20 protein-coding genes are annotated in these 19,921 nt (G+C 64.8%); 6 read left to right on the top strand and 14 right to left on the bottom strand.

From position 1 onward, the window contains the following. Positions 1–51: 51 nt before the first annotated feature. Positions 52–483, bottom strand: a complete 432-nt coding sequence (locus AC3IR3_RS07380) for a hypothetical protein (RefSeq protein WP_489196285.1) — start codon at positions 481–483, stop codon at positions 52–54. A gap of 123 nt (positions 484–606) precedes the next feature. Here AC3IR3_RS07380 and AC3IR3_RS07375 point away from each other — a divergent pair, with 123 nt between their 5' ends. Then, entirely contained in the window at positions 607–2,292 is a 1,686-nt protein-coding gene (locus AC3IR3_RS07375) for an AMP-binding protein (RefSeq protein ID WP_489196284.1), read from the top strand. Positions 2,293–2,326: 34 nt separating this feature from the next. On the opposite strand, the gene AC3IR3_RS07370 is transcribed toward AC3IR3_RS07375, so the two are convergent. Together AC3IR3_RS07370 and dinB are read right to left on the bottom strand one after the other, a co-directional pair. Further along, on the bottom strand, positions 2,327–2,692 hold the full coding sequence (locus tag AC3IR3_RS07370; RefSeq protein WP_489196283.1) for a PilZ domain-containing protein: 366 nt from the start codon (positions 2,690–2,692) through the stop codon (positions 2,327–2,329). Between the two features lie 108 nt (positions 2,693–2,800). Further along, positions 2,801–3,985 carry a DNA polymerase IV gene (dinB, locus tag AC3IR3_RS07365; protein WP_489196282.1) on the bottom strand — a complete coding sequence of 395 codons (1,185 nt, stop codon included), beginning with the start codon at positions 3,983–3,985 and terminating at the stop codon, positions 2,801–2,803. A gap of 370 nt (positions 3,986–4,355) precedes the next feature. On the opposite strand from dinB, the gene AC3IR3_RS07360 reads away from it, so the two are divergent. The 4 genes from AC3IR3_RS07360 (at position 4,356) to arsC (ending at position 8,114) form a co-directional block, all read left to right on the top strand. Continuing rightward, the gene (locus AC3IR3_RS07360; protein ID WP_489196281.1) at positions 4,356–5,243 is read left to right on the top strand and encodes a segregation and condensation protein A; all 888 of its coding nucleotides are present in this window, start codon (positions 4,356–4,358) and stop codon (positions 5,241–5,243) included. A gap of 97 nt (positions 5,244–5,340) precedes the next feature. Further along, the gene (gene scpB, locus AC3IR3_RS07355) at positions 5,341–6,153 is read left to right on the top strand and encodes an SMC-Scp complex subunit ScpB (RefSeq protein WP_489196280.1); all 813 of its coding nucleotides are present in this window, start codon (positions 5,341–5,343) and stop codon (positions 6,151–6,153) included. After that, positions 6,150–7,763, top strand: a complete 1,614-nt coding sequence (locus AC3IR3_RS07350) for a pseudouridine synthase (protein ID WP_489196279.1) — start codon at positions 6,150–6,152, stop codon at positions 7,761–7,763. The genes scpB and AC3IR3_RS07350 overlap by 4 nt, the downstream gene beginning before the upstream one ends. 6 nt (positions 7,764–7,769) lie before the next feature. After that, the gene (arsC, locus tag AC3IR3_RS07345; protein WP_489196278.1) at positions 7,770–8,114 is read left to right on the top strand and encodes an arsenate reductase (glutaredoxin); all 345 of its coding nucleotides are present in this window, start codon (positions 7,770–7,772) and stop codon (positions 8,112–8,114) included. Positions 8,115–8,236: 122 nt separating this feature from the next. On the opposite strand, the gene hisIE is transcribed toward arsC, so the two are convergent. The 9 genes from hisIE to AC3IR3_RS07300 are packed head-to-tail and all read right to left on the bottom strand — an operon-like array spanning position 8,237 to position 15,617. Further along, positions 8,237–8,851, bottom strand: coding sequence for a bifunctional phosphoribosyl-AMP cyclohydrolase/phosphoribosyl-ATP diphosphatase HisIE (gene hisIE / locus AC3IR3_RS07340; RefSeq protein WP_489196277.1), 615 nt, complete (start codon positions 8,849–8,851; stop codon positions 8,237–8,239). Next, positions 8,848–9,618 (bottom strand): imidazole glycerol phosphate synthase subunit HisF, encoded by a 771-nt coding sequence (gene hisF, locus AC3IR3_RS07335; protein WP_489196276.1) that lies wholly within the window; start codon positions 9,616–9,618, stop codon positions 8,848–8,850. Before hisF ends, hisIE begins: the two co-directional genes overlap by 4 nt. Further along, entirely contained in the window at positions 9,612–10,379 is a 768-nt protein-coding gene (hisA, locus tag AC3IR3_RS07330) for a 1-(5-phosphoribosyl)-5-[(5-phosphoribosylamino)methylideneamino]imidazole-4-carboxamide isomerase (protein ID WP_489196275.1), read from the bottom strand. The genes hisF and hisA overlap by 7 nt, the downstream gene beginning before the upstream one ends. After that, positions 10,376–10,966, bottom strand: a complete 591-nt coding sequence (hisH, locus tag AC3IR3_RS07325; RefSeq protein ID WP_489196274.1) for an imidazole glycerol phosphate synthase subunit HisH — start codon at positions 10,964–10,966, stop codon at positions 10,376–10,378. The genes hisA and hisH overlap by 4 nt, the downstream gene beginning before the upstream one ends. Next, positions 10,966–12,030: a bifunctional histidinol-phosphatase/imidazoleglycerol-phosphate dehydratase HisB gene (gene hisB, locus AC3IR3_RS07320; protein ID WP_489196273.1), complete on the bottom strand. Its 1,065-nt coding sequence runs from the start codon at positions 12,028–12,030 to the stop codon at positions 10,966–10,968. Before hisB ends, hisH begins: the two co-directional genes overlap by 1 nt. Then, complete coding sequence (gene hisC / locus AC3IR3_RS07315) at positions 12,027–13,088, bottom strand: histidinol-phosphate transaminase (RefSeq protein ID WP_489196272.1); 1,062 nt, start codon at positions 13,086–13,088, stop codon at positions 12,027–12,029. Before hisC ends, hisB begins: the two co-directional genes overlap by 4 nt. After that, the gene (gene hisD / locus AC3IR3_RS07310) at positions 13,085–14,392 is read right to left on the bottom strand and encodes a histidinol dehydrogenase (RefSeq protein ID WP_489196271.1); all 1,308 of its coding nucleotides are present in this window, start codon (positions 14,390–14,392) and stop codon (positions 13,085–13,087) included. The genes hisC and hisD overlap by 4 nt, the downstream gene beginning before the upstream one ends. Then, a complete protein-coding gene (hisG, locus tag AC3IR3_RS07305; RefSeq protein WP_489196270.1) occupies positions 14,389–15,279 on the bottom strand; it encodes an ATP phosphoribosyltransferase in 891 nt (296 codons plus the stop codon). The genes hisD and hisG overlap by 4 nt, the downstream gene beginning before the upstream one ends. Beyond that, positions 15,276–15,617, bottom strand: a complete 342-nt coding sequence (locus AC3IR3_RS07300) for a YerC/YecD family TrpR-related protein (protein WP_489196269.1) — start codon at positions 15,615–15,617, stop codon at positions 15,276–15,278. Before AC3IR3_RS07300 ends, hisG begins: the two co-directional genes overlap by 4 nt. Before the next feature lie 150 nt (positions 15,618–15,767). Between AC3IR3_RS07300 and AC3IR3_RS07295 the strand changes: the two genes are divergently transcribed. After that, positions 15,768–16,469 (top strand): response regulator, encoded by a 702-nt coding sequence (locus AC3IR3_RS07295; protein WP_489196268.1) that lies wholly within the window; start codon positions 15,768–15,770, stop codon positions 16,467–16,469. On the opposite strand, the gene AC3IR3_RS07290 is transcribed toward AC3IR3_RS07295, so the two are convergent. Both AC3IR3_RS07290 and hisS read right to left on the bottom strand, forming a co-directional pair. After that, positions 16,457–18,361 carry an HAL/PAL/TAL family ammonia-lyase gene (locus tag AC3IR3_RS07290; RefSeq protein ID WP_489196267.1) on the bottom strand — a complete coding sequence of 635 codons (1,905 nt, stop codon included), beginning with the start codon at positions 18,359–18,361 and terminating at the stop codon, positions 16,457–16,459. The two genes, AC3IR3_RS07295 and AC3IR3_RS07290, sit on opposite strands and share 13 nt — an antisense overlap. A gap of 53 nt (positions 18,362–18,414) precedes the next feature. Continuing rightward, a complete protein-coding gene (gene hisS / locus AC3IR3_RS07285; RefSeq protein WP_489196266.1) occupies positions 18,415–19,797 on the bottom strand; it encodes a histidine--tRNA ligase in 1,383 nt (460 codons plus the stop codon). Positions 19,798–19,921: the final 124 nt, after the last annotated feature.

Here is a 19,921-nt window from a genome sequence, read left to right as displayed (position 1 = left end):
CGCCACTCCGTTGGCTTTCGCCCGCAAGCGGGCTCCTACAAAACGTTGTGGCTAAATCGCCTTCGTCCAGCTCGCCGTATAGCAACGCCATTCCCCGCCATCCTGCCGCCAGCCCGTCTCTACCCGCCAGGTGCCCGCCTGCTCCGGCAGTACGCCCGTTCCTGCCGTCAGCGTCACGGTAAACGTCGCGACCATCCGGTCGCCACGTCGTTCGGTGTCGACCGGGCCGACAAGTGCGTGCACCGACTGTCCGCGCAGACGAATGACGCGCAGAAGGTTTTCCAGTCCACGCTTGTCCAGTACACCCTGATTGCCGTCGAAATCGTCGGTAAGCGCGGCGACGGTGTCGCCCGGGCTTCCGGCTTCCGCCGCCCTGGCCGAGGCAGCTACCGCCTCGCGCACACGGTCCTCGTCGGGTTTGTGCCGGCAACCGGCGACGACGGCCATCAGCATGAGTGCCGCGAGCACCAAGTTTTTTCTCATATCGCTCCCCGAAAGTTTCTCGCTGCAATGCGGCTTGCCGCTATACGCGAGCGTATGCTCCAATGCCTCGATGGTACGACGCAACGCCGTCCGCCTACCCTCTTTCAGGAGCTTGACCGATTCATGAGCAAAGAGCGTCCGTGGCTAGACCACTATCCGGACGGCATCCCCGCCGAGATCGACGTCAACAGTTACCGATCGGTTGCGGCGGTGCTCGACGAAGCCTTCAAGCGATTCCGTGATCGTCCCGCTTTCTCCAATTTCGGCCGCACGCTGACCTATGGACAGATCGACGACATGTCGGCCGCGTTCGCCGGTTATCTCAGCGGCGAACTGAAGCTCGTCAAGGGCGATCGCATAGCGATCATGTTGCCCAACGTGCTGCAGTACCCCATCGCCCTGTTCGGCGCGCTTCGTCTCGGTCTGACCATCGTCAACACGAACCCGATGTATACGGTGCGCGAGTTGAAGCATCAGCTCGAGGATTCCGGTGCGAAAGCCATCGTGGTCCTGGACAACTTCGCCGCTACGCTGCAGCAGAGCCTGTCCGGTACGCACGTAGAACATGTGATCACCACGGGCATCGGCGACCTGATCGGTTTCCCGAAGGGCGCGATCATCAACTTCGTGCTCAAGCACGTAAAGAAAGTCGTCCCCGCGTTCTCCCTCCCGAAAGCGGTGCGTTTCGGCGATGCGCTGTCGCGAGGCAAATCGCACCCGCTGCCGACGGTCGACGTCACCCACGACGATGTCGCCTTTCTGCAGTACACGGGCGGCACGACGGGCGTGGCGAAGGGCGCGATGCTCACCCATCGCAACATGGTCGCCAATATGCTTCAGGCCGACGCCTGGATCGGCGCATCGACCACGGTTGGCGAAGAGATCATCATCACCGCCCTGCCGCTGTACCACATCTTCTCGCTGACGGCGAACGGACTGGTGTTCACCCGTCTTGGCGGCCTGAACTACCTCATCACCAATCCGCGCGACATGCCCGGGTTCGTGAAGGAACTCAGCAAGGTGAAGTTCACCGCGCTGACCGGCGTCAACACGTTGTTCAACGGCCTGCTCAATACGCCCGGTTTCGACAAGCTCGACTTCTCGAAACTGCATCTCAGCCTGGGCGGCGGCATGGCCGTGCAGCGCGCCGTGGCGGAACGCTGGAAGAAAGTCACCGGCGTCACGCTGTCCGAGGCTTACGGTCTTACCGAAACCTCGCCCGCCGTGTGCATCAATCCGTTGACCCTCGCCGAATACAACGGCTCGATCGGCCTGCCGATCCCGTCGACCGATGTCGCCATCTGGTCCGAGGAAGGCATGCCGCTTCCCATCGGCGAAGTGGGTGAACTGTGCGTCCACGGTCCGCAGGTCATGAAGGGTTACTGGAACCGTCCGGACGAGACGGCCAAGGTGCTCGACGAGAACGGCTGGCTGCGCACGGGCGATATCGCCCGCATGGACGAAAACGGTTACGTCTATATCGTCGACCGCAAGAAGGACATGATTCTCGTGTCCGGCTTCAACGTCTATCCGAATGAAATCGAAGATGTCGTCATGCAGCACCCGGGCGTCGCCGAAGTGGCTGCCGTGGGCGTCGCCGACGAACATTCGGGCGAAGTAGTGAAAATCTTCGTCGTTCGCAAGGACCCGGCACTGACCGAAGAAGTACTCAAGGCGTTCTGCCGCGAAAACTTCACCGGTTACAAGCGTCCGAAGTACATCGAGTTCCGCGACAGCCTGCCGAAGACCAACGTCGGCAAGATCCTGCGCCGCGAACTGCGCAACGAAGAAAAAGCAAAGGCCGCCTGACGGCGGCCTTCATGCGGAGCCTGCGAGCGAGGAGTTACTCCTCGTTCCAGGCCTCCAGCGTATCGGCATACCCACCCAGCAGCTCCCAGAGCGGAGCCTGCTTGTCGTCGGGAATATGCGTGTATTCCATGCCGATCTGCCGCGCGGACACACGTGCGACGCACGCTTCCATGTGGATGTGCAGATCGTGACCGAAAATCATGTCCAGTACCCAGGTCTCGCCCGGCGCACCGCGCCAGCCCAGCGGACGGCGCATCAGTGCGCCTGTGGCGGAGATGTCGATCAATTCCGTGGGGTGCGCCTCCCCTCCCCGGCTCATCAGAACCGCGGTCTCCACTTTCATGCGCGCGTGGCGGAGTCGCATGCGCTGTCCCAGACCATCCTTGTCGTCGGTCGTCATGTTCTTCGCCTCTCTCCTCGTTTACGGTCTCGATGGGATGGGGTTGCCGCCTACGGTCGTCCGGTCATCCGTTCGCGTCATAAAGCGACACATTAGCGCAACATGTTCTCATTCCGAACTGCGGGTTTTCAGCACGCCCGCCCGGGTCAGGGCGCCGTCGCCGAACTTCTTGTTGATTCTGTCCTGCACACCATCCGTCTTTTTCTTCTCCACAGGAGCGGCGAACAAATCCTGCTGAGGCGTATCGACGATATCGAAGCCCGACAGACTGACGCCCAGCAAGCGAAGTCGCGGCCTTGGATGCTGCTCCCACCAGGTACGAAGCAAACGACGTGCCACGGCGTAGATTTCCGGCGTGCCGTTACCCGCCACGGGAAGCTTCGCCTGCCGGCTATGGGTAACGAAAGGTGGTTCGCGCAGCTTCACCGATACGGTGCGCGCATCGAGTCCGCGGACGCGGGCACGGGCACCGACGCGTTCGCACTGCCGCAGCATCCACGCCTCGGCGATAGGCAGTTCGAGCAAATCGATATCGAATGTCCACTCGGAGCCGATGGACATTTCCGCCGCGTCCGTCACGACAGGACGCTCGTCGTCGCCGCGTGCCAACGCAAGAACCTGTCGTGCATGCCGCTCGCCCAACGCTTTTTCCAGCCGCCAGCTGTCCGCACGCACAAGCTCGCCGATCGTGCGTATGCCGACGCGATGCAGGGCCTCTTCGGCCACCTTGCCGATCGTCCACATCTTTCCGACCGGAAGCGGATCCAGATAGCCGCGGATCTCGTGGCGATCGATGCGCAGGAAGCCGTCGGGTTTGGACAGTTCGCTGGCCAGTTTGGCCAACAGTTTATTGGTGGCCATGCCTACCGATGCATTCAGGCCGGTGCGCTCGCGGATCGCATCCTTCACCCGCCGCCCGATCGCTTCGACGGAAGCGAACAGTTTCAGACTGGCTGTGACATCCAGAAAGGCCTCGTCCAGCGACAGGCCCTCGATCTGCGGCGTGACTTCCCCGAACACGTCGAAGACCACCGCCGACACTTCCTGGTAGCGGGCGTGACGGGGAAAGACGTATGCGCCGTCCGGACACAGACGCCGGGCTTCGGCTGTCGGCATGGCCGAACGGACGCCGTAGCGCCGGGCTTCGTAGCTGGCCGTCGATACCACGCCACGGCGCCCCAGTCCGGCCACGATAACCGGACGCCCCCGCAACGACGGGTCGTCTAATTGCTCGACGGACGCATAAAAAGCGTCCATATCGACATGGATAATGGCTCGCGGGGCCGTGGGCATGGCCGATATTGTGCGCCGGGGCCGCCCTGAAGTCCTCTCTGACGCGCATGCGCTGCCGCTGGACTTGGCGCCCCTCAGGCGATACCCTGTGCAACATCGGGTGGATTTCAGTAAGGCCGCGCGCTCCTGTCGGTCCGACACCGACGTCGTGCGTACCAGCCCCTCCCGACAAACCTTTGGAAACGAGCTGCCCTCTTGGGCACCCCTTGATTCGTGTCCGTTGCCCCGTCGGCGACGTGGCGTGGCACGACAAACCAGGGATGGCCGGCATAGCCGGCGTTGTATTCGGAAACCGGCGCGCACTCCGTGCGCACACGGTGTTGGCTTTGCACTCCCCGGTCGCGGCAAGCGGCCAATCTGACGTGTGCCGATGAGCAACGAACCAGCCGAAGCACAGGTGGTCGAAAAAACGCAGGGAGCCTTCGCGGGCATTCCGCAGCAGCAGGAAATGCCTCTCGCGCTGGTGCGCGGGCAACCCGTGCTGCAAATGCCCCAGGATCTGTACATCCCGCCGGATGCACTCGAGGTCATTCTCGAATCGTTCGAAGGGCCGCTGGACCTGCTGCTCTATCTGATCCGCAGGCAGAACCTGGACATCCTCGATATCCCCGTGGCCGAGATCACCCGGCAGTACATGGACTATATCGACATGATGCGCGAGGTCATGCGACTGGAGCTGGCGGCGGAATACCTGCTGATGGCCGCCATCCTCGCCGAGATCAAGTCGAGGCTGCTCCTGCCCCGGCCGCCTGCGGAAGAAGGCGTCGAGGAAGATCCCCGCGCCGAACTGGTCCGTCGGCTGCAGGAATACGAACGTTTCAAGAAAGCCGCGGCGGATATCGACGAACTGCCCCGGCTGGAACGCGATACGGTGCCGGTCCATGCGTTTATCGGCGAGCACAACGTGGTTCGCGTGCCGCCGCCGCTCGACCTGAAGGAACTGCTGCTGGCGCTTAAGGACGTGCTCAACCGCGCCGATCTGTTTACGCATCACGCCATCCAGCGCGAACCGCTCAGCGTCCGTCAGAGAATGGGCGACCTGCTCCAGGCGCTGGGCACGGGTTCGTTCCATCGCTTCGAAACGCTCTTCGATGCGACGGAAGGACGTCTCGGTGTCGTGGTCACCTTCCTGGCCATGCTGGAACTGGCGAAGGAAATGCTGGTGGAGATCGTCCAGGAAGAAATACTTGGACCCATTTACGTCAAGGCGAAGGTATTAACCGACGCCGACGTCGAATCCGAACAGGACGTCGCCTGAAAGCTCCCGCTTCCAGTGCGACGAGGACAGTCCGCCGGCCATCCGGCGGTTTGCCGAAAGAACCGGTCCGCGCGACCGCGCGGTATTGACGAGGCCTATGCAACCCGAGCAACTGAAACCCATCGTCGAGGCGACGCTGCTTGCGTCAACCCAGCCGATGACGATCACGCAGCTGAAAGCCATCTTCGTCGATGAAGACGAGGTAGGCACCGACGACCTCGAAACGGCGCTGAAAGCGCTGGCCGAGGATTGCGAAGGCCGTGGCGTCGAGCTCATCGAAGTCGCCTCCGGCTTTCGCTACCAGGTGCGTCGGCAGGTCCATGCCTGGGTGGCGCGCCTGTGGACGGAAAAACCCAGTCGCTACTCGCGCGCCCTGCTCGAAACGCTGGCACTGATCGCTTACCGCCAGCCGATCACCCGTCCGGAGATCGAACAGATCCGTGGCGTGGTGGTGTCCTCGAACATCGTCAAGACGCTGGAGGAACGCGAATGGATCCGCATCGTGGGCTATCGGGACGTGCCGGGTAAGCCCGCGCTTTTCGGTACCACCCGCGGCTTCCTCGATTACTTCAACCTGAAATCGCTCGACGCGCTGCCGCCACTTTCGGAAATCCGCGATCTCGAGGAACTGAATCCGCAGATGCGCTTCGAGGGCGAGGCTCCCCTGCCCGCCCACGTTCAGGTCTCCATGGACGACATCGAACCGACGATGCCCGACGCACCCGCGAACGAGGCATCGGAAGAAACACCGGCTCACGTCGAAGCATCGACGGACGAGACCGACGCTACACACGACCTGCCTGCCGACGCCAATGACGTCGCGGCTTCCCACACTGCCGACGAGGCAGAGAATCCCGCGGACGCCGACGACGGCGCCGCCACGCAAGACACCGAGGAGTTCCGCGCATGAATGCGCCCCAACGATCCCTGCTTACCCTGAAACGCGAGCCGCGTGCCGAAGACGGCGCCCAGCTCGAAGAACGCCTGCACAAGGTCCTCGCCAACGCCGGTCTCGGCTCGCGCCGGATGCTCGAACAGCGCATCCAGGCCGGTGAAGTCGAAGTCAACGGCACCGTCGCCACCATCGGCGCCAGCGTCCATGCCGGCGACCGCGTCGTACTCGACGGCAAACAGTTCGTCGTCGCGACCGACTCGCGCGACGACGCCGAAGTGCTCGTCTACCACAAGCCCGAAGGCGTGGTTACCACGCGCGAAGATCCCGAAGGCCGTCCCACCGTGTTCGAACAGCTGCCACGCCTGAAGGGCGCGCGCTGGGTCGCGGTCGGTCGCCTCGATATCAACACCACCGGCCTGCTGCTGCTCACCACCGACGGCGAGCTGGCCAATGCACTCATGCACCCGAAGAGCGGTCTCGAGCGCGAATACCTCTGCCGCGTCCACGGCGAAGTGCCCGACGAAATGATCGAGCGCCTGAAGGCCGGCGTCGAACTCGAGGACGGCCCCGCCCGCTTCGACGAAATCGCCGTCATCAGCCGCGGCGGCAGCCATAGCTGGTTCCGCGTCGTCATCCGCGAAGGCCGCAATCGCGAAGTCCGCCGCCTGTGGGATTCGCAGGGCTTCCTGGTCAGCCGCCTGAAGCGCATCCGTTACGGCACCACCGAGCTTCCGCGCGCACTGCGTCGCGGCGACTGCGAGTCGCTGGACGAAGAAGCCATCAAGGAACTGCGTCGCAGCGCCAGCCTGGGTGCTCCGGCTCCCGTACTGACGCTCAGTGCCGTGGTGCATCAGCGCCGCGCGCCGCGCCATGTCACCGAATACAAACCCGATAACCGCAGCGGCGCCACCAACGCGTGGAGCTCGGGCAACCGCGACGAAGCGCGTGAACTGACGGCGTTCGATCGTCTTCGCGACGAACCGTCGCGCGGTCCGCGCGGCGGTCGCCGTCCCGGCGGCGCGCCCGGTCGCGAGGTCAACGGCAACGTGGCCCGTCCGGAGCGTGGCGCGGGCGGCGGCGGACAGCGCGGCCGTCGCGTTGCCCCCGGCCAGGAACTGCCTTCGATCCGTACCTGGTTTGCCGGCGACACACGCAAGGGCGGTAACTCCGCCGGCGCGGCTGGCGGCAATGCAGGCGGCGCAGGTCGTCCGGCAGGTCGCGGCGGTCCCCGTCCCGGCGGTGCGCGTGGACCGAATGCCGGTCCGGGCAATCGCTCGGCGGGTCCGGGCCGTACCGATGGCAACCGTGCCGCGGGTCCGGGCGGCGGCGGCAATCGCGCCGCGGGTCCGGGTGCGGGTGCCGGCAACCGTTACGAAGGCAATCCCGGCGGCGGCAATCGTTCGCGTGGCCCGGGTGGCGGTGGCGGCAATCGCACGGCCGGTCCGGGCGGCGGTGGCGGTAACCGCACCGGCGGTCAGGGTGGTGGCGGTAATCGCGCGGGCGGCGGTCCGCGTCCGGCGGGTGGCAACCGTGGTCCGCGTCCTGGCGGCGGCGGTGGCAATCGCACCGGCGGCGGCGGAAACCGTGGCGGTGGCGGTGGCGGCAACCGCAGCGGCAATCGCTAAGTCGCGATGCTGCGGATTTACCACAACCCGCGCTGCTCCAAGTCGCGCGAAACATTGGCCCTGCTCACCGAGCGGGGCCTTGCGCCGGAAGTCATCGAGTATCTGAAAACGCCACCGGGCGTGGATGAGCTCGACGGCATACTGCGGTTGCTCGGGATCGAACCGCGCGAACTTATGCGTCGCGACGAAACGGAGTATGCGGCGCTTGGGCTCGACGAGCCGAAACAGGGTCGCGCCGAACTGATCGCGGCCATGGTCGCGCATCCGAAGCTGATTCAGCGGCCGATCGTCGTTAATGGCGATCGTGCTGCCGTGGGTCGACCGCCTGAGGCTGTGTTGGCTATTTTGTAAGGCAGCCGCTTCTCCGCTTCGTTGGCTTTCGCCCGCAAGCGGGCTCCTACAAGAGCCCGCATCGTTGTTTTTGTAGGAGCCCGCTTGCGGGCGAAAGCCAACGAAGCGACGACGCGATAGCGTCAGCGAGCCGACCTGGCATGGCGCTTCGCGAGCAAGGCAACCACATCGCCTATCCCCAGCCCCCGCGCCCGCAACACCACCATCAGATGAAACACGAGATCGGCGGCTTCGCCGAGCAGCGCGTCGTCATCCTCCGCGACAGCAGCAAGCGCGGTCTCCACGCCTTCCTCGCCCACCTTCTGCGCCATGCGCCGGATACCGCCGTCGAACAGCGATGTCGTATAGCTACCTTCGGGACGCTCGGCGTGACGTCGCTCGACCAGCGCATCGAGTTCCGCGAGAAACCCCAACGGCGGCGTCACGTCATTGCCGAAGCAACTCGTCGTGCCCGTATGACACGTCGGACCCGCCGGCCATGCCGTCACGAGAAACGTGTCGGCATCGCAGTCGAGACGAAGATCCGCCAGCTTGAGCACGTCGCCCGAACTTTCGCCCTTCGTCCACAGGCGCGCCTTGCTGCGGCTGAAGAAAGTCACCAGCCCCGTCTCGCGGGTTGTCGCAAGCGCCGCCTCATTCATATAGCCAAGCATGAGCACTTCGCCCGTGCCCGCATGCTGCACGATCGCCGGAAGCAATCCGTCGCCCTTGGCGAAATCCGGTGCGCTGGGAGTCATAGCCTGACCTCGATGCCTTCGGCGCGTAGCGCGCGTTTCAAAGTGGGAATGGCAATGTCGCCGCTGTGGAAAACGCTTGCGGCCAGTGCCGCGTCCACATCGGCTTCGCGGAAAACGTCCGCGAAATGTTCCGGCTTGCCTGCGCCACCGGAGGCAACAAGCGGCACGCTGCACAGCTCGCGCGCGACCATCAGTTGTTCAAGGTCGTAGCCGGCACGAACACCGTCCGTTTCCATGCAGTTGAGCACGATCTCGCCGGCGCCCCGGTCCTGCGCTTCGACCATCCAGTCCAGCGTGCAACGCGACAATGCGCGCGTACGCGACGGATCGCCGGTGTACTGGCGCACCCGCCACTGGCCGTCTTCGTCGCGCAGGCTGTCGATACCCACGACGACGCACTGCACGCCGAATGCCTCGGCGATCTCGCCGATCAGGTCCGGACGTTCGAGTGCCGGAGAATTGATGGAAATCTTATCCGCGCCCGCGTGCAATACCTCGCGCGCGTCGTCGACGCTGCGAATGCCACCGGCAACGCAGAACGGTATGTCGATCGCGCGCGCCACGCGCTCGACCCATTCGCGATCCACGCGCCGGCCTTCCGGACTGGCCGTGATATCGTAAAAAACGAGCTCGTCCGCTCCCTCGTCGCGATAACGCAGCGCAAGATCGACGATTTCGCCGACGATCAGGTGATCGCGAAAGCGCACGCCTTTGACTACCTGCCCATCGCGTACGTCCAGACAGGGAATGATGCGCCGGCTCAACATGCGCGAACCTGCGGCTGTGCGTCTGCGACCGCGACCGCGAAAGCATCGGGTAACGCGAAGTCGCCTTGCAGCAATGCGCGGCCGAGAATCACGCCCGCGATACCGTGCGCCGCCAGCTCGACGATGTCGGCGATCGATCGCACGCCTCCCGATGCCTGGATAGCCAGTGACGGCACGATAGTCCGCAGATGCTTGTACAACGCCACGTTTGGCCCCGCGAGCATGCCGTCGCGATCGATGTCGGTACACAGCAGGTGCCGCGCGCCCGCTTCGGCGTACCACGGTGCCAGTTCGTCCAGCGTGCGCGCCTCGTCTTCCGTCCAGCCCGCGCTGGGCAAACGCCAGCCATCCTGCCGCCAGCGCGCATCGAGCGCGAGCGTGATGTGCTCCGCGCCATATCGCGCGATCCAACCGGCCACACCGTCCGGATCGCGAATGGCCACGCTGCCGACCACGACGCGACTTACGCCAGCGTCCCGCAATCGGCGCACACCCTCTTCGTCGCGCACACCGCCGCCGGCCTGCACCTGAAGCCGCCCCGCTTCGGCGATGGCGGCAATCGCGGGAAGGTTCTCGAACTTGCCGGAACGTGCGCCGTCCAGATCGACGACATGCAGCCACGACGCGCCTTCGTCCGCGTAGCGTGCCGCCAGCTCGACCGCATCGAATGCGTACGTGGTTTGCCGAGCGTAATCGCCCTGGCGAAGTCGTACGACGCGACCGTCGCGAAGATCGATGGCGGGAATCGGAAGCGTCGTCATAGGGCAAGGAATCCAGCAAGAAGCCGGGCACCGACCGAGGACGACCGCTCCGGATGGAATTGCATGCCCATGAAGTTATCGCGAGCGACCACGGCGGAGAACCGATCGCCGTAATCGCACGAAACCAGCGTGTAATCGCCGGTCGGAACGGCATAACTATGGACGAAGTAGGCGCTGTCGCCATCGATCAGCGAGGCGGTCAGCGGATGCTCCCGGGTTCGTTCCAGCGTATTCCAGCCCATGTGCGGCACGCGCAGTCCCGGCCTCGACACGAAGTGCCGTACCGTGGCCGGAATGAGGCCAAGGCAAACCGTATCGCTTTCCTCGGAACGCTCGCAAAGCAATTGCATGCCCAGACATACGCCGAGTACTGGCTGCGTCAGACCGCGCAGAACATCGCCAAGACCGGCCTCGTCGAGACGGCGCATGCCCGGTGCGGCGGCGCCCACCCCGGGAAGAATGACGTGCGACGCGGCACGGATACGCGCGGGATCGGACGTCAGCTGCCCATCGACGCCAAGGCGCTGGAGCGCATAACGCACCGAACCGATATTCGTGCCGCCCGCGTCGACGAGAACGACCGTCATCAGAGCGTCCCCTTCGTGCTGGGCAACTCTTCGCCCTCGCGACGGATGGCCTGGCGCAAGGTGCGGGCGACGACCTTGAAGCAGGCCTCCACCATGTGGTGCGCGTTATCGCCATGTACTGTCAGGTGCAGATTCGCACCCAGTGTTTCGCAAAGCGAGCGGAAGAAATGCGGTACCAGTTCGGTCGGAATATCGCCGACGCGTTCGCGCGGAAAACGGCCTTCGAATACGAAATAAGGACGTCCCGACAGATCGAGCAGCGCGCTTGCCGCCGACTCGTCCATCGGCAACGAGAAACCGTAGCGACCGATGCCGCGCTTGTCCCCGAGAGCGCGACGAAGCGCCTGACCGAGCGCTAGCGCGCAGTCTTCGATGGTGTGGTGTTCGTCGACGCCGGTGTCGCCATCGCAGGAGATGTCGAGCGCGAACCCACCATGCTTGCCGATCTGTTCCAGCATGTGATCGAAGAAGCCCAGGCCCGTGTGGGCGACCGGATCGGCGACACGGTCCAGATCGACCATCACGCGAATGGAGGTCTCGCGCGTGCGGCGCACGACTTCGGCGATACGCGGCGCATCGAGCAACGCGTGCGCGACATCCGCCCAGCTCGTACCCATCGACCCCACGCGCAGACCGCGCACGCCCAGATTTTCCGCGAAAACCAGATCGCTTTCGCGGTCGCCGACCATGGCGGATTGCGCACGGCTCCAGCTGTCGTCTGCAAGATAGTGCCGGGCAAGACCGACGCCGGGCTTACGCGTGTCCAGGCCTTCATGGGGGAAACTGCGATCGATCAGCTGTTCGCGGAACGCGATGCCTTGCGACGCGAGGATGCGCAACAACAATGCGTGCGGGCCATCGAACGACGCCTGCGGAAAAGCTGGCGTTCCCAGACCGTCCTGGTTGGTCACCAGTACCAGTTCATAGCCCGCCGCGACGCAACGCTGCAACGCCGCCACGACGCCGGGCAGCAGGGCGAGCTTGTCGTAACTGTCGATCTGCTCGTCAGCGGGCTCTTCGATCAGACAGCCGTCGCGATCGACGAATAGAATTTTCCGGCTCATGCGTCGGTCGCCTCCGGGCGGAGTATCGCCAGCAAGCGGTCGTTCTCGCCCGCCGTGCCGATGGTGATGCGCAGCGCGTCGCCCAACCCCGGATAGCGCGTGAGATCGCGCACCAGCACGCCCGCGGCCAGGAGCCGCGCGTACGTTTGCGACGCATCCGCGAAACGCACGGCGAGGAAATTCGCCTGCGACGGCAGCACGGCACGAACGCACGCCAGAGCCCCGAGTTCGCGCTGCATACGCTCACGCTCCTGACGCACGACCACCACATGGGAATCGGACTTCACGGCACCTTCGTCCGAAAGCGCAACCAGCGCCGCGTCGACACAGGGTCGCGGCAACGGATACGGCGCCATGATGCGCCGAAGCAAAGCAACCACCCCGGGCCGCGCAACGAGTGCGCCCACGCGCGCGCCCGCAAGGGCCCAGGCCTTCGACAGCGTGCGCAGTACCGCAACATGATCGAACCGGTCGATAAGCGACACCGCGCTCGCTGCATGCGTGAACTCGGCATAGGCTTCGTCGACGACGAGTACCGCCCGTTCTTCGAGGGCGACGGCGATCCGTTCGATGGTCGCGGCATCGACGAGGTTGCCCGTCGGATTGTTCGGCGAGCAGACGAAGACGAGTTTCGTGTTCGGTGTGACGGCGGCGAGCAAGCGGTCGGCGTCGAGACTGAAATCGGCCTCCAGTGGCGACTCGATCACCTGCGCGCCCTGAATTCGGGCGCATACGGCATACATGCCGAACGTCGGCGGCGAGATGAGTACGGCATCGGTGCCGGCACGACAGAACGCCCGCACCAGCAAGTCGATCGCCTCGTCGCTGCCGCGCCCGACCAGCACGCGATCGGCATCGACCCCATACAACTCCGCCAGTCGCGCCACGAGCGCGGGAGGCTGGGGATCGGGATAACGATTCAGTCCGTCTCCGCCGGGCGGCGCCCATGCGCTTTCATTGGCATTGAGGAATACCGAACCGCCGTTCGCCTCCATGCGCGCGCTGGCATAAGGCGTGATGGCGAGGATATCGGGACGAGCCAGGTCGAGGACGCTCATGCGCTGGTCTCCAGTGCGGCGAGGCGCAGCGTCACCGCACGGCGATGCGCCTCCAGTCGCTCGGCGGCGGCGAGCGTCGCCGCGCATGGCCCGATCGCGCGAAGGCCGTCCTCGGTCAGCTCCTGCACGGTGATCTGCTTCTGGTAGCTGGCGACGGACACGCCGCTGAAGCTGCGCGCGTAACCGTAGGTCGGCAGTACGTGGTTACTGCCGCTGCAATAGTCGCCAACGGATTCCGGCGTCCAGGCGCCGAGAAACACCGAGCCCGCCGACATCACGGCGTCCAGCAGGGCACGAGGTTGCGCGACCTGCAAAATCAGGTGCTCCGGTGCATATCTGTTGCTGACCTCCATCGCTTCGGCGAGGTCGGCAACTTCGATCAGACGGCTCTCGCCAAGCGCGACGGCGGCGATGTCGGCTCGCGGCAGTTCGCGGCGCTGACGCTCGACCTCGGTCGCCACGCGATCGAGCATCGATGCCGATGGACTGACCAGCAGCACCTGCGAATCGGGACCGTGTTCCGCCTGCGACAGCAGATCGGCGGCGACGAACACCGGATTCGCTTCGGCGTCAGCGATGACCAGCACTTCGGAAGGACCGGCGGGCATGTCGATCGCCGCGCCTTGCGGGTCCGCCGCCACCTGTAGTTTGGCTTCGGTCACCCACGCGTTGCCCGGTCCGAAGATTTTGTCGCAGCGTGGCACCGTATCGGTGCCATAGGCCAGCGCGGCGATGGCCTGTGCGCCACCGAGCTTGAATACGCGGTGCACGCCGGTGGCGCGCGCCGCGAACAGCACGGCATCGTCGCAGCGTCCGTCGGCCTGCACGGGCGTACACAGGATGACTTCGCGACATCCGGCGATGGCCGCCGGCACACCGAGCATCAACGCCGTGGACGGCAACGGCGCACCGCCGGCAGGCACGTACAGGCCGACGCGCTCGATGGCACGCAGCACGCGCTCGACGCGCACGCCGGGCGCTGTGTCGACAGCGACCGGCGCCGGTGCCGCCGCGCGATGAAAATGTTCGATGCGTCCGGCCGCCTCGACGATGGCGGCTTTGAGTTCCACGTTCAACCGGCCTTCGGCGGCGACGAATTCGGCGTCGCCGACTTCCAGCGCATCGATCGTGGCGCCGTCGTAGCGCGCGGTAAGTTCGCGCAGCGCATCGTCGCCACGCGTACGCACGTCGGCGACGATGGTTTCGACACCCTCGCGCAACGTCGCCGAGCGCGACTGCGCCGGCCGGGCCAGCGCATCGCCACGCGCCGCTTCGTTCAGTTCGTTCCAGGCGTAACGCTTCATGCCAGCATTTTCTCCACGGGCAGTACGAGCATGTCGCGCGCGCCCGCGCGCTTCATGTCTTCCAGCTGGCGCCAGCTGACCGAACCGGCGCACAGCGCCTGAAGCACGACCTGGTCAGGCGCGCCGTCGACCTGCGTCAGCGTCGGCACGGGTGCGCCGGGCAGGAGTCGCGTAATAGCGTCCAGCGCGGCGCGCGGCGCCTGCATCAGGATGAGCCGCGAGTCGCGCACCTGGATCACGCCATCCAGCCGGCGCAGCAGCAATTCGGCGATTTCGCCACGCTCGTCCAGCGGCAATTCGGCGCGTCCCGCCAGCACCGCTTCGCTTTCCACGACGACCGCCGCTTCGCGCAGCTGATTCGCCACCAGCGTCGCGCCACTGGAAACCAGATCGCAGATCGCGTCCGCCGTACCCAGGCGCGGTGCGATTTCCACCGAACCGGCAAGCATGACGACGCGCGCGTCCACGCCGTGCGTGCGCAACCACTCGCCGAGCAGCCCCGGATACGACGTGGCGATCCGTTGACCGTGCAACTGCGACGGTTCCGAATAGGCATCTTCCTGCGGCAGCGCGATCGACAGGCGGCAGTGACCGAATCCGAGCGGGCGCAGTTCGCTGAGTTCGCTCCCCGTTCCGTTGGTCAGCTGGAATTCGCGCAGCACATTGCGGCCGACAATGCCCAGGTCGCAGACACCTTCGGCGATCAGGCCGGGAATATCGTCGTCGCGCACCAGCAGCAGGTCGACGGGCTCGCCTTCGCCGAAGCAGAAGAGTTTGTCGCGGCTCTGGCGAAACTTCAGGCCGCAACGGGCAAGAAGGTCCTGCGCAGGCTCGGTGAGACGGCCTGACTTCTGCATTGCGATACGCAGGCGGTCGCGTGATTTCATACGTCGGTACTCCTGGCGGCCGGGTCCGGCAGTTTGCTTGCCCGGCGCGCGGCGGCGGCCAGGTAGCCGCCATTGCCCTGGTTGAGGTAACGGGCCACCCGCCCGATCGTGGTGATGCTGACCGCGGTGCGCTCGTGGATTTCCCGGTAGGAGCGCCCCTCCAGCAGGTAGGGCACCACGCTCCAGCGGTCGACCATGACTTCGATCTCCGCCGGGGTGCACAGGTCGTGCAGGAAGGCTCGCATCTCCTCCACCGTCTTGAGGCCCAGCAGGGCCTCGCACAGGCTGAGTTCGGTGGAGTCGGACGAGGTTTCGGGATCCAGGGATCGACGTTTCATAATGTACTAACGCGTTAACACAGTAAGACGATCATAATCCCGACTTCCCACGCCGGCAAGTCCGGCCCTTCCGGCGTTTACGATTTATTCGATGGTTCGGGGCGGGACGGCACGCCAGCATGGCGCCCTCCCACCCCTGAGATATGTCTCATGTCGACCACCGTAATCGTCGCCGACGACCACCCGATCGTGGTCGCCGGCGTAGAAGCCGCTCTTGCCGCGCATGCGTTCGACGTCCTGGGCACCGCCCACGATCCGGACTCGCTCTTCGCCTTGCTGGCGACGGCGCCCTGCTCGGTCGTGGTGACCGACCTGTCGATGCCCGGCGGCGTCGAAAACGACGGCCTGGCCATGATCCGGCGGCTACGCAGGGCCTGGCCGGCCATGGGCGTCGTCGTACTGACGATGCTGACCAATCCCGCGGTACTGAGAACGCTGCTGGATCTGGGCGTGGGGGCGGTCTTCGACAAACGCTCCAGCATGCGCGACCTGCCCGTCGCCATTCATTCGGCCAGCGTGGGACGAACCTATCTCAGCCCGAGCGTGCGCCGCCTGTTTCAGGAAGCGGATTGCGCGAATGCCAGCGAAAACCTGTTCGACCGGCTGTCGCGCCGGGAGGTCGAGGTTATGCGCGTCTTCGCCACGGGCATGTCGCTCAACGAGATTGCCGCCACGATGCGACGCAGCTTCAAGACCATCAGCCGGCAGAAGCGCATGGCCATGGTGAAACTGGGCCTCGTCAACGACGCCCAGCTATATCACTACCTCGGCAATATGAGTGCGCTGGCACTCGAGGATCCCTACTCGCCTCTGGGCGAGAAGGGAACGAAGGCCGCCAGTCAGAGCGACTGACCGGCCACCAGCTGCCCCGATGCCACCAGCTCGCAGACAAGCCGCACGTCGCCATCCATCGCACGGTCGCGCTGCATGAACGAGATATGGGCGCGCAGCGCGGCGAGAGCCTCGCGAACCGGCTGACCGGCGTGGAAATCGCCCGCCTCGGCAAGCGCGGCCATCAACGCCTTCACTTCCGTTTCGAACTGAGGGTAATGCGGCGAGTCCTGCCGCGGTGCGCCGGAGATTTTGCCGGCGATCGCCTGCCAGTCGCCGCGCGCGGCGAGCGAGCGCGCCGCGTTGAGCATGTCCTGACGGTACTCGAGCGCCTGCGCGGCCGTATAGATCTCCATCGCCAGCACATGACCGAGATCTTCGGTCATTTCCAGCACGTGACGCGCCTCGTTCGCCCCCATCGACACATGATCTTCCGCGTTGGCGCTGGTCGGCACCGAATACACCGACGCCGGATGCGCACGCGTGGCCAGGTCGTTGACGAGCGCGGCGGCCGTGTACTGCACGATCATGAAACCGGAATCGGTAGCGTCTTCGTTACCGATGAGGAACGCCGGCAGACCGTCGTTGTTCGCCGGATCGACGAGCTTGGCCGTGCGCCGCTCCGAGATCGACGCCAGTACCGGAATGGCCGCCTTCACGTAGCTCATGGCCAGCGCCAGCGGCATACCGTGGAAGTGGCCGGCGGAAATCACCTGGTCCTCGATGACCTGTGCGTTCTCCGCATCGGGGAACACGAGCGGATTGTCCGTGACGGCATTCAGTTCGATGTCGAACACGCGACAGGCCTGCATCCACGCATCGCGCACGGCGCCGTGCACCTGCGGCGCGCAGCGAAGGCAATAAGCATCCTGCGGCTGGTGCTTCTTGCCACCCTTGAACGGAAGGAAGCGTGCATAGAACGCCTCCTTACCGTGACGCTGGGTAGCGGGCACATAGTCCCAGCCGATGTCGAAGCGATTGGCCTGATCGGCGGGATCGGCCCACGAATCGGCCAGCCACGGACGGAAACGCGGCACCAGGTGGTAGGCGATATCCGCAAGCGTCGAACCATTCAGAAGGGCGAGCAGACGCGCGGCCGTGTCGACCTGCCCCGGATGCGGACGCAACGCGTGGACTTCCGGCGCGTAAGCGCGCGTGCGTCCCGCGAATGCGTCCAGCGTCATGGCGGCGGCCAGATCGGCGGTCTTGATCAGCGTTTCCAGCGTGGCAAGCGCGAGCACGCCGGTGGCGAGCATCTGCGTGGTGCCGTTGTTGAGCGCAAGGCCTTCCTTGAAGGACAGACGCACGGGCTCGAGCCCCGCCCTGCGCAGCGCTTCGGCGCCGGAGATGCGTTCGCCGGCATAGAAGGCTTCACCGCCGCCCAGCAGCACGATGGCCAGATGCGACAGCGGCGCAAGATCGCCGCTGGCACCGACAGAACCCTTTTCGGGAATGACCGGAATGACGTCGCGATTGAGCAGTTCGGCGAGTGCGCGCAGCGTTTCGACACGGATGCCCGAATGTCCGCGCATCAGCGTGTTGACGCGAATGGCCAACATGGCGCGCACGACATCGACGGAGAACGGCTTACCGACGCAAACGGCATGCGTGATGATGAGGTTGTGCTGGAGCTCTTCCAGCAACGTGCCTTCGCGCTTCTCCGGATTGCCGCCCGGCAGCTCGTCGCGCACGCGATGCGCACCAAGAAGCTTGTCGGCGTTGCTGCCGAAACCGGTGGTGACGCCATAGATCGGTTCGCCGCAACTGACCTTCTCGGCCAGGAAGTCGGCGGCGCGCTTCACCTTCAGAAGCTGCGTCTCGTCCAGGCGAATGGATGCACCGTGGCGCGCGATGGTAACGACTTGCGCGCGGGTCAGGCTGCGGCCGTCGAGAAGAATGCTTTCTTGGGTCATGGGGATGCCGGGGAAGACGATGGAGGGATGGAAGACGGTGAAGCCGGGGCGCGTCAGCGCCCCACTTCGGCCTGCGCCAGTTCCACGCGCAGGGTTTTCACCAGCGCGTCGCGGGCGACTTCGAACTGATCCTCGCGACGAAGATCCTTGACCGTCACGACACCCTTCGCGATCTCGTCCTCGCCGATGACGATGGCGAAACGGATGCCCGCACGATCGGCATATTTGAACTGCTTGCCGAGCTTGCCGCCGTCCATCACCACTTCCGTGGCGATGCCCGCGTTACGCAGCTCGGTAGCGACAGCGAGATACGTCGGAATCTGTGCCGCATCCATCTGCGTCACCAGCACGTCGACCGTGCTTTGCGCGGTATCGATGAGGCCGGCGTCGCGCAGCTGCCAGTAAAGACGCGTCAGGCCGATCGAGATGCCCACGCCCGGGAGATGCGACTTGGTGTATTGACCGGCGAGGTTTTCGTAGCGGCCGCCCGAACACACCGAGCCTATGCCCTGGTGATCGTTCAGCGTGGTTTCGTACACAGTGCCCGTGTAGTAATCGAGGCCGCGAGCGATCGAAAGGTTCAGTGCGAAATGCGTTTCGGGCACGCCGAAATCGCGGATCAGACCGAGCACTTCCTTCAGTTCCGCACGCCCCTGCTCGAACTGTTCCGAACCGGCGCCGAGGGCATCGAGCTTTTCGAACGCGTCGGCGACCGTGGCCGAACGCACCTGCACGAAAGCGAGAATACGATCGGCAACGTCGCCGGACAGACCGAAGTTTTCGCCGGTCAGCGTTTCGCGTACGTAGCCGGGACCACGCTTGTCGAGCTTGTCGACTTCGCGCAGTACCAGCGTCTGCTGCTCGGCATCTGCCACGCCCAGGCTTTCGAAATAGCCGCGCATCAGTTTGCGGTTATTGAGCTGGATGGTGAACGCGCCGACGTCGAGTTCGCGGAAGACGCTGTAGATCACCGCCGGAATTTCGGCGTCGTAGCGTACCGAGAGGGAATCCTTGCCGATAACGTCGATGTCGCATTGATAGAACTCGCGGAAGCGGCCGCGCTGTGCGCGCTCGCCGCGATACACACGCTGCATCTGGTAGCGGCGGAACGGGAAGCTGAGATCGTGTTCGTGCTCGGCGACATAACGCGCCAGCGGCACCGTCAGATCGAAACGCAGCGCCAGCTCCGGCTTGTCGCCCTTGTCCGCGGCGCCAAGCGCGCCCGTCGACTGGACGAAATACACCTGACGCTCGGTTTCGCCGCCGGTCTTGGTCAGCAGGACGTCGCTGTATTCGATCACCGGCGTTTCGATCGGCAGGAAGCCGAAACGCTCGTAGTTGCGACGGATGGTGTCGAGCATGCGCTGGAAAGCGATCTGATCGAGCGGAAGAAGCTCGAGAACACCGGGCATGGTGCGGGCCGGGGTGAGTGCCATGGAATCCTCTGGACAGGCGTCGGAATGCCGCGAACGCGGCAGCCGTATAGCCTAACAGATAGGCGCCCCATGGCCTTGCGCCCACCGACGTAAAAAGAGGCGCCCGACCTGTTGCCAATCCGGC

This window comes from Luteibacter sp. GL_149, from assembly GCF_057834065.1.
The sequence above is the reverse complement of the archived record's forward strand: the minus strand, read 5'-3'. Positions and strand labels throughout refer to the sequence as shown.

Coding starts and splice junctions, on each gene's coding strand:
- dinB (WP_489196282.1), bottom strand. CDS start 3,985: ATGCCCACGGCCCCGCGAGCCATTATCCATGTCGATATGGACGCTTTT.
- AC3IR3_RS07360 (WP_489196281.1), top strand. CDS start 4,356: ATGAGCAACGAACCAGCCGAAGCACAGGTGGTCGAAAAAACGCAGGGA.
- AC3IR3_RS07290 (WP_489196267.1), bottom strand. CDS start 18,361: ATGACCCAAGAAAGCATTCTTCTCGACGGCCGCAGCCTGACCCGCGCG.
- hisD (WP_489196271.1), bottom strand. CDS start 14,392: ATGAAGCGTTACGCCTGGAACGAACTGAACGAAGCGGCGCGTGGCGAT.
- AC3IR3_RS07375 (WP_489196284.1), top strand. CDS start 607: ATGAGCAAAGAGCGTCCGTGGCTAGACCACTATCCGGACGGCATCCCC.
- hisB (WP_489196273.1), bottom strand. CDS start 12,030: ATGAGCCGGAAAATTCTATTCGTCGATCGCGACGGCTGTCTGATCGAA.
- hisC (WP_489196272.1), bottom strand. CDS start 13,088: ATGAGCGTCCTCGACCTGGCTCGTCCCGATATCCTCGCCATCACGCCT.
- hisS (WP_489196266.1), bottom strand. CDS start 19,797: ATGGCACTCACCCCGGCCCGCACCATGCCCGGTGTTCTCGAGCTTCTT.
- scpB (WP_489196280.1), top strand. CDS start 5,341: ATGCAACCCGAGCAACTGAAACCCATCGTCGAGGCGACGCTGCTTGCG.
- hisH (WP_489196274.1), bottom strand. CDS start 10,966: ATGACGGTCGTTCTCGTCGACGCGGGCGGCACGAATATCGGTTCGGTG.
- AC3IR3_RS07370 (WP_489196283.1), bottom strand. CDS start 2,692: ATGACGACCGACGACAAGGATGGTCTGGGACAGCGCATGCGACTCCGC.
- hisIE (WP_489196277.1), bottom strand. CDS start 8,851: ATGACTCCCAGCGCACCGGATTTCGCCAAGGGCGACGGATTGCTTCCG.
- hisG (WP_489196270.1), bottom strand. CDS start 15,279: ATGAAATCACGCGACCGCCTGCGTATCGCAATGCAGAAGTCAGGCCGT.
- AC3IR3_RS07300 (WP_489196269.1), bottom strand. CDS start 15,617: ATGAAACGTCGATCCCTGGATCCCGAAACCTCGTCCGACTCCACCGAA.
- AC3IR3_RS07350 (WP_489196279.1), top strand. CDS start 6,150: ATGAATGCGCCCCAACGATCCCTGCTTACCCTGAAACGCGAGCCGCGT.
- AC3IR3_RS07295 (WP_489196268.1), top strand. CDS start 15,768: ATGTCGACCACCGTAATCGTCGCCGACGACCACCCGATCGTGGTCGCC.
- AC3IR3_RS07380 (WP_489196285.1), bottom strand. CDS start 483: ATGAGAAAAAACTTGGTGCTCGCGGCACTCATGCTGATGGCCGTCGTC.
- hisA (WP_489196275.1), bottom strand. CDS start 10,379: ATGACGACGCTTCCGATTCCCGCCATCGATCTTCGCGACGGTCGCGTC.
- arsC (WP_489196278.1), top strand. CDS start 7,770: ATGCTGCGGATTTACCACAACCCGCGCTGCTCCAAGTCGCGCGAAACA.
- hisF (WP_489196276.1), bottom strand. CDS start 9,618: ATGTTGAGCCGGCGCATCATTCCCTGTCTGGACGTACGCGATGGGCAG.